The following is a 7,361-nucleotide window of genomic DNA, read 5'->3' as shown; positions in this document are numbered from 1 at the left end:
GGGCTTGCTCGCGAAGGCGGTGTGTCAGTTGCCAATGATTTATCTGACACGACGCCTTCGCGGGCAAGCCCGCTCCCACAGGGGAGCAGTGGTGACTCGTTGATAGGTGTCAGTAGAGAGTGTCGCTTACTCTTTTCGGTGCTTCGCGGTCGTAGGTCTCGGCGTCAAACTGCCCGTCATTCAGGCGCTTGTGAAACGCGCCCGCAGAGGGCAGGGCCGAGCGCGGCAGGTGGGTTTCCGGGTTCCAGGCGTCAGAGCGCACAAAGGCTTTCGAGCAGTGGAAAAACGCTGCCTCTACCGTCACCAGCAACACGGTTTTCGCCGGTTTGCCGTTCACCGCAAAGCTTTCCAGCAGCTCAGGATCGGCGCTGATGGTCGCGGTGCCATTGACCCGCAAGGTCTCGCCAATGCCCGGAATGATGAACAGCAACGACACCCGTGGATCGTGCAGCACATTGCGCAGGGTATCGATGCGGTTGTTGCCCGGGCGGTCCGGCAGGGCCAGGGTGTTTTGGTCAATGATCCGCACGAACCCGGCTTTGTCACCGCGCGGCGAATTGTCGAGACCGTCGGCGCCCACCGAGCTGATGATCACCAGCGGCGACAGGCGCACCATCGCCTGATAATCCTCGTTGAGAAAACCGATCTGCTTGCGCACCGCGCGGTCGTGGGGCAGGCCGTAAATAGCTTCCAGTGCTTCGATTGAATCGATCATCGTGCATCCCTCGATGACTTAGAAAAACAGTCCCATACGCCGCTCGTAACCGATCCGGCCCTTGTACGCTTCGCCGCTGTCGACGAAACCGTGTTTGGCGTACAGCGCGATGGCGGCATCGTTATCGGCATCCACCGACAGTTCCAGCCCCTTGATCTCCGGCCATGCTTCACGCGCCACCTCGGGCAGCGCCTGCAGGCAAGCCTTGCCGTAACCTTTGCCCTGTGCCCGGTGATCGACCTGCAAGGCGTGCAGGGTGGCGCTGTGTTCATCGGCCCAGTCCGGCAACACCGGTGGGCGCTTGAGCAGCAGAAAAGCCACCGGCACCTGATCGGCCAGCAGCGCGAAACCTTTGACGCCGGGGCCGGGTCTGGACAGCAGCGTGTGCAACGCGCCGTGAATGTCGCCGGAAAATTTGATCTGCTCGGGATGGATTTCAATCGCCTCGACCTGCTGACGCTGCAACGCGTTCAGGCTGTCGTACGGCACGAGTTGGGCTGACACGGGAATTTCCTTTTTCCTACAAAGATGAGCCTCGGATTCTAGCGATTTTGTGTTCGGCGGAAATTTTTTGTTTCGTCTGTCGATCCGCACGATGGCCGAACGACTAAGGGTGTCTTCAGCAAAAAAAACACGGAGAACACCATGAGCGCACAGACTGAAATCCAGACCCTGATCAATACCTACCGCGACGCGGTAATGACCAAGAACGTCGACAAGGTCATGACGTTGTACACCGACGACATCGTCTCCTTCGATGCGATCAAGGCCCTGCAATTCAAGGGCAAAGCGGCCTACCGTGCACATTGGGAAGCCTGCATGGAGATGTGTTCCGGCCCGCACGTTTTCGAGTTTCACGAGATCGCCATCGAGACCGCCGACAACCTCGCCTTCGCCCATTGGGTAACGCATTGCGGCGGCACCAACGACAAGGGCGAAACCCAGAGCTGCTGGATGCGCGCCACCGCGTGCTATCGGCAGGTCGGCGGGACGTGGAAAATCGCTCACGAGCACTGGTCGGCACCGTTCGATCCGATGAGCGGCAGCACGCTGTTCGATGTGCAACCCTGATCTTCAGCCATAGTTGATCCGTTCGAATCAGGAGAAAACCATGAAGTACTTATGCCTGGTCTACAGCGATGAGCGCCTGCTGCACACCTCGCCCGACAGCCCGGAAGACGACGAGTGCTGGGCGTATGCCGAGTCGATTCAGGGCAGCGGGCGGATGGTCGCGGCCGAAGCGCTGGAGTCGGTGCAGACCGCAACCACCGTCCGGATGCGCAACGGCAAGCTGTCGATCACCGATGGCCCGTTCGCTGAAACCAAGGAGCAACTGGCCGGTTTCTACCTGATCGATGCCAAGGATCTCAACGAAGCGATTCAGGTCGCCGGCAATATTCCGGCGGCCCGGGTCGGCAGCGTTGAAGTGCGTCCGGTGCGGCAGTTGAATGTCTGAAGTCCGGGCGCGGGTCGAGCAGGTCTATCGCGAAGACTCGCGGCGGATTCTGGCGACCCTGATTCGTCTGCTCGGGGATTTCGACCTCGCCGAAGAAGCCTTGCACGAGGCGTTCTTCGTCGCGGTCGAGCGCTGGCAGCGCGACGGTGTGCCGGACAATCCGCGCACCTGGCTGGTGTCCACCGGGCGCTTCAAGGCCATCGATGTGTTGCGCCGCCGCGCCCGCTTCAAGGCCTCGCAGCCGCTGTTGCTGGCGCAGCTCGAAGAATTGGAACAGGCCGACTGGAGTGGCGAAGACGTGGAAGACGACCGCCTGCGGCTGATCTTCACCTGCTGTCACCCGGCGCTGGCGGCGGATGCGCAAGTGCCGCTGACCCTGCGGGAAGTCTGCGACCTGACCACCGAGGAAATCGCCCGCGCGTTTCTCTCGGCACCGGCGGCGATTGCCCAGCGCATCGTCCGTGCCAAGGCGAAGATTCGCGATGCAAAAATCCCTTATCAAGTACCGAGCCTGAGCGAACTGCCCGAGCGCCTCGACAGCGTGTTGCGGGTGATTTATCTGGTGTTCAACGAAGGCTATTCGGCGTCGATGGGCGCCGAGCTGACCCGTGAGGATCTGACCCGCGAGGCGATTCGGCTTGGGCGGTTGCTGATGGAGCTGCTGCCGGAACCGGAGGTCATGGGCCTGCTGGCGTTGATGTTGTTGCATGAGTCGCGGCGGCCGGCGCGCACGTCACCCAGTGGAGAACTGATCCTGCTGGACGACCAGGATCGCTCGCGCTGGGATGCCGGGTTGATCGCCGAAGGTTGTGCGCTGGTGGAGCGGGCGCTGACCACCCGAAGGTTCGGGCCGTATTGCCTGCAAGCGGCGATTGCCGCGGTGCATGCCGAAGCGCCGTCAGCGGCAGAAACCGATTGGCAGCAGATCGTCGGGCTGTATGACGTGCTGTTGCGGGCGGTGCCGTCGCCGGTGATCGAGTTGAACCGCGCGGTGGCAGTGGCCAAGCGCGATGGGGCGCTGGCCGGGCTGACGCTGATCGAGGGGATCCTGGATCGCGGTGAGTTGCAGGATTACCACCTGGCGCATTCGGCGCGGGCGGAATTTTGTCGGCAGTTGGGCCGGGTGGAGCAGGCGCGGGCGGCGTACCGGCGAGCACTGGAGCTGACCCGGCAAGAGCCGGAGCGGCGGTTTATCGAGGGGCGGCTGAGCGAACTGGATTGATCCCAGGAATTCATTGGCAGTGCCGGCCCCTTCGCGAGCAAGCCCGCTCCCACAGGCGATCGCATTCCAACTGTGGGAGCGAGCTTGCTCGCGAATGGGCGCGCCGCTATTCCAGCATCTTGCTCAGCAACCAGCTCCCCGCCGGCCCCGGCGGATACAGCCGCGACCACAACGCATCGACATACACCGGCCGCGGCCAGCCGCGCACCGTCAGTTCCACCAGCGAGCCATTACCGAAACGCGCCACCAGCCAGCGCGGCAGCGCCGCCCAGCCAAAGCCCATCTCCGCCATTTCCATCAGCATCAGGTAACTCGGCGCCGACCACACCCGGCCCTTTGCCCGGCTGTCGTAGGGATTGACGATGGTCGCCAGGCGCAACTCGCGATGCTGCTCCAGCACCTGCTGGTCGACCCGTTCGACACGGGTCAGCACATGATCATCTTTGACGAACAGCGCCAGGTCAGTGCGCTCGGCGACGGTCGAGGTCACCAGATCCGGTGGATAGGTGTCCTGCATTTCGGCAAACGCCAAGTGTGCGCGGCCACGCTGGACCAACTCGATCAGGTCGTCACACTCGGCGATCAAGCATTCCAGTTCCAGGTCCGGATAACGCTGCTCGAAGCCGACCAGTGCCGCTTCAAATCGCGCTGACTGGTAGGTGTCGGAAATCGCCACGGTCAGCTTCGGTTCGACGCCTTCGGCCAGTTGCCGCGCGGTCATTTGCAGACGACTGGTGGCCGCCAGAATCGCCTCGGCCCGTTGCAGCATCACGTGCCCGGCCGGGGTCAGGGTCGGTTTGCGGCTGCTGCGGTCGAACAGAATCAGGTCCAGATCGATCTCCAGGCTGGCCACTGCCGCACTGATGGTCGACTGACTGCGCCCCAGTTTGCGCGCCGCTGCCGAAAACGAACCCTGAGTGGCCGCTTGCACGAACGCCAATAGCACTTCTTGCGAAGCCATGAACTATCGCCTTGATCGATGGTTATTGGTTATGAAGTATCGGCGTGGTGGCCGATCATGGCAACCCTCTTCACTCAAGGAGTCAGGCCATGACTGCCAACAAATCCATCACTGAACGTATCTTCCAGGCCATCGGTTTCGAGTTTCTGGCGATCCTGATCTGCACCCCGTTACTGGCGTGGATCATGGACAAACCGCTGCTGGACATGGGCGCGGTGACCGTGCTGATTGCCCTGCTGGCGCTGGCGTGGAACGTGCTGTTCAACGGCTTTTTCGACCGCATGCTCAAGCGCCTGAACATCGCGCACAACGCCTGGACCCGGGTGGTCCATGCGCTGCTGTTTGAGGGCGGATTGATCGTGATGGGCGTGCCGCTGATTGCCTGGTGGTTGTCGGTCAGCCTGTGGCAAGCGTTCTTGCTCGACATCGGCGTGTTGCTGTTCTTCCTGCCGTACACCTATGTGTATCACTGGGGGTATGACGTGGTGCGCGAGCGCCTCGTGACCCGCCGGGTATGCGCGGGATAAGCACAACCTGTGGCGAATGCAAAACCTGTGGCGAGGGGATTTATCCCCGATGGGGCGCGTAGCGGCCCCTCTTTTTATCCAGAAAAGAAGGGCCTGCTGCGCAGTCCATCGGGGATAAATCCCCTCGCCACAGAGGCTCTCACCAAGAAAGTTTTTAGTGAATGGGGGGTTAGAGGAACATTCCTCCCGATGCCTCGACCCGCTGCCCGTTGATCCACTGCGCACCCGGCGCCAGCAGCATCGACAGCGCGCCACCAATATCATCCGGCTGCCCGGCGCGACCCAGTGCGGTATTGCTCGCGACCATCGCGTTCAACGCCGCGTTGTCGCGCACCGCACCGCCACCAAAATCAGTCTCGATCGCGCCCGGCGCCAGAATATTCACGCCGATCTGCCGCGCACCCAGCTCCTTGGCCTGATAGCGGGTCAGCACTTCCATCGCGCCTTTCATCGCCGCGTAAGCGGCATAACCCGGCAGGCTGAAGCGGGTCAGGCCGCTGGAGATGTTGATGATGCGCCCGCCGTCATTGATCAGCGGCAGCAGTTGCTGAGTCAGGAAGAACGGCCCTTTGAGCTGGATATTCATCAGCAGGTCGAACTGTTCCGGGGTGGTCTCGGCGAACGCCGCGTGCACACCGATCCCGGCGTTGTTGATCAGGAAGTCGAAACGCGGACGGTCCAGTTGCTGCAACGCTTGTTCAACTCGTTTGGCGAAATCGGCAAAGGTTTCGCTGCGACCGACGTCCAGTTGCAGCATCACGGCTTTGGCACCGCGTTGTTCCAGTTCAGCCACCAGCGCCTGGGCTTCATCGGCGCGGCTGTTGTAGGTGCCGATGATGTCCACGCCTTCGGCGGCGAGGTGCAGGGCGGCGTTCTTGCCCAGGCCACGGCTGGCACCGGTGATCAATGCGATTTTGCGGCTCATGTGAAATCCTCGATTGCGGTGAGTGGTGATGAGCGAAGTTTATTTATCCGCCATGGGATGATAAACAGACTGAAACCGGAATCACTGATCGACTCAGCCGAACAATCAACGGGTGTCCTCATGAACAAACTGGAACTGCTGCGCACCTTCGTCCGGGTCAGCGAACTGTCGAGTTTCACCCTGGCCGGCGAGAGTCTCGGGTTGCCGCGCTCGACGGTTTCCGAACATGTGCAGGCCCTGGAAACTCTGCTCGGCACCCGCCTGCTGCAACGCACCACGCGCAAGGTGCAGGCGACTCAGGACGGCCTGGTGCTGTACGAACGCAGCAAGGATCTGCTGTCGCACATGGACGAGATCGAGGGTCTGTTTCGGCAGGATCCGGCGTCGCTGAGCGGGCGGATTCGTGTCGACATGCCGAACATCCTCGCGCGGCGCCTGATCATGCCGTTGCTGCCGGAGTTCATGGCGCGGCACCCGAATCTGGAACTGGAAATCAGCAGCACCGACCGCCGTGTCGATCTGCTCAGCGAGGGTTTCGATTGCGTGGTGCGCATCGGCGCGCAGCCGGATCAATCGGTGGTGGCGCGGCACTTGGGCGACTTCCCGATGATCAACTGCGCCAGCCCGGCGTACCTTGAGCGCTACGGCGTGCCGCAGACGCTGGAGGATCTGGCGCAGCATCGGCTGGTGCACTACGTCGGGGTGCTCGGTTCGCGCTCGGAAGGGTTTGTGTATGAACAGGACGGACAGGTGCGGCGCCTGCCGATGGCTGGCAGCGTCACGGTCAACAGCACTGATGCTTACGAGTCGGCGTGCCTGGGCGGCTTCGGCCTGATCCAGGTGCCGCGCACCGGCATGCAGCCGCATCTGGACACCGGTGAGCTGCTGACTGTGCTGCCGCAGTTCACCGCGCCGGCGATGGCGATTTCAATCCTGTATGCACGGCAACGGCACTTGCCGCTGCGGGTGCGAGTGTTCATGGAGTGGTTGGGCGATGTCATCCGTTCCACTCTCTAATGCCTGACACAAATCAAACTGTGGGAGTGGGCTTGCCCACGAAGAGGCCGGCCCATTCAGCATCGATGTTGACTGATCTGACGCCTTCGCGAGCAAGCCCGCTCCCACAGGGGGGGGCGGTGGGTGAAGTATTCGGGGCTGGTCGCGATCCAGGGTGGGAGTGGGCTTGCCCACGAAGAGGCCGGCCCATTCAGCATCGATGTTGACTGATCTGACGCCTTCGCGAGCAAGCCCGCTCCCACAGGGGTGGACGGTGGGTGAAGTATTCGGGGCTGGTCGCGATCCAGGGTGGGAGTGGGCTTGCTCACGAAGAGGCCGGCCCATTCAGCATCATTGTTGACTGACCTGACGCTTTCGCGAGCAAGCCCGCTCCCACAGGGGTGGGCGGTGGGTGAAGTATTCGGGGCTGGTCGCGATCCAGGGTGGGAGTGGGCTTGCTCACGAAGAGGCCGGCCCATTCAGCATCGATGTTGACTGATCTGACGCCTTCGCGAGCAAGCCCGCTCCCACAGGGGGGGGCGGTGGGTGAAGTATTCGG

General features: G+C 62.1%; 9 protein-coding genes. 5 read left to right on the top strand and 4 right to left on the bottom strand.

All coding sequences use genetic code 11. The features are described from left to right. Positions 1-109: 109 nt before the first annotated feature. The gene (locus tag QMX91_RS27105) at positions 110-715 is read right to left on the bottom strand and encodes a pyridoxamine 5'-phosphate oxidase family protein (protein WP_134787156.1); all 606 of its coding nucleotides are present in this window, start codon (positions 713-715) and stop codon (positions 110-112) included. Between the two features lie 18 nt (positions 716-733). Then, a complete protein-coding gene (locus QMX91_RS27100) occupies positions 734-1,219 on the bottom strand; it encodes a GNAT family N-acetyltransferase (protein ID WP_103368946.1) in 486 nt (161 codons plus the stop codon). 141 nt (positions 1,220-1,360) lie between these two features. Between QMX91_RS27100 and QMX91_RS27095 the strand changes: the two genes are divergently transcribed. The 3 genes from QMX91_RS27095 to QMX91_RS27085 are packed head-to-tail and all read left to right on the top strand — an operon-like array spanning position 1,361 to position 3,393. Continuing rightward, positions 1,361-1,786 (top strand): nuclear transport factor 2 family protein, encoded by a 426-nt coding sequence (locus QMX91_RS27095; protein ID WP_027612596.1) that lies wholly within the window; start codon positions 1,361-1,363, stop codon positions 1,784-1,786. 40 nt (positions 1,787-1,826) lie between these two features. Continuing rightward, positions 1,827-2,171, top strand: a complete 345-nt coding sequence (locus QMX91_RS27090; RefSeq protein ID WP_098965210.1) for a YciI family protein — start codon at positions 1,827-1,829, stop codon at positions 2,169-2,171. Continuing rightward, positions 2,164-3,393, top strand: coding sequence for an RNA polymerase sigma factor (locus tag QMX91_RS27085; protein WP_097085875.1), 1,230 nt, complete (start codon positions 2,164-2,166; stop codon positions 3,391-3,393). Before QMX91_RS27090 ends, QMX91_RS27085 begins: the two co-directional genes overlap by 8 nt. A gap of 106 nt (positions 3,394-3,499) precedes the next feature. Here the strand turns inward: QMX91_RS27085 and QMX91_RS27080 are convergent, their stop codons facing one another. Continuing rightward, positions 3,500-4,354 carry a LysR family transcriptional regulator gene (locus QMX91_RS27080; protein WP_282413645.1) on the bottom strand — a complete coding sequence of 285 codons (855 nt, stop codon included), beginning with the start codon at positions 4,352-4,354 and terminating at the stop codon, positions 3,500-3,502. An 89-nt stretch (positions 4,355-4,443) separates the two neighbouring features. Between QMX91_RS27080 and QMX91_RS27075 the strand changes: the two genes are divergently transcribed. After that, positions 4,444-4,881 (top strand): multidrug/biocide efflux PACE transporter, encoded by a 438-nt coding sequence (locus QMX91_RS27075; RefSeq protein WP_282413644.1) that lies wholly within the window; start codon positions 4,444-4,446, stop codon positions 4,879-4,881. 169 nt (positions 4,882-5,050) lie between these two features. On the opposite strand, the gene QMX91_RS27070 is transcribed toward QMX91_RS27075, so the two are convergent. After that, positions 5,051-5,806 (bottom strand): SDR family oxidoreductase, encoded by a 756-nt coding sequence (locus tag QMX91_RS27070; RefSeq protein ID WP_123588718.1) that lies wholly within the window; start codon positions 5,804-5,806, stop codon positions 5,051-5,053. Positions 5,807-5,926: 120 nt separating this feature from the next. On the opposite strand from QMX91_RS27070, the gene QMX91_RS27065 reads away from it, so the two are divergent. Next, entirely contained in the window at positions 5,927-6,823 is an 897-nt protein-coding gene (locus tag QMX91_RS27065; RefSeq protein ID WP_134787151.1) for a LysR family transcriptional regulator, read from the top strand. Positions 6,824-7,361: the final 538 nt, after the last annotated feature.

Origin of the sequence: Pseudomonas sp. PS01299 (genome assembly GCF_029960145.1) — a bacterium.
Taxonomy (GTDB): Bacteria; Pseudomonadota; Gammaproteobacteria; order Pseudomonadales; family Pseudomonadaceae; genus Aquipseudomonas; species Aquipseudomonas putida_A.
Note: the sequence above shows the minus strand (reverse complement) of the source record. Positions and strands in the feature narration are given on the sequence as shown.

Excerpts from the sequence above, each read along its gene's own strand:
- QMX91_RS27105 (WP_134787156.1), bottom strand. The coding sequence starts at position 715 with ATGATCGATTCAATCGAAGCACTGGAAGCTATTTACGGCCTGCCCCAC.
- QMX91_RS27095 (WP_027612596.1), top strand. The coding sequence starts at position 1,361 with ATGAGCGCACAGACTGAAATCCAGACCCTGATCAATACCTACCGCGAC.
- QMX91_RS27090 (WP_098965210.1), top strand. The coding sequence starts at position 1,827 with ATGAAGTACTTATGCCTGGTCTACAGCGATGAGCGCCTGCTGCACACC.
- QMX91_RS27085 (WP_097085875.1), top strand. The coding sequence starts at position 2,164 with ATGTCTGAAGTCCGGGCGCGGGTCGAGCAGGTCTATCGCGAAGACTCG.
- QMX91_RS27080 (WP_282413645.1), bottom strand. The coding sequence starts at position 4,354 with ATGGCTTCGCAAGAAGTGCTATTGGCGTTCGTGCAAGCGGCCACTCAG.
- QMX91_RS27075 (WP_282413644.1), top strand. The coding sequence starts at position 4,444 with ATGACTGCCAACAAATCCATCACTGAACGTATCTTCCAGGCCATCGGT.
- QMX91_RS27070 (WP_123588718.1), bottom strand. The coding sequence starts at position 5,806 with ATGAGCCGCAAAATCGCATTGATCACCGGTGCCAGCCGTGGCCTGGGC.
- QMX91_RS27065 (WP_134787151.1), top strand. The coding sequence starts at position 5,927 with ATGAACAAACTGGAACTGCTGCGCACCTTCGTCCGGGTCAGCGAACTG.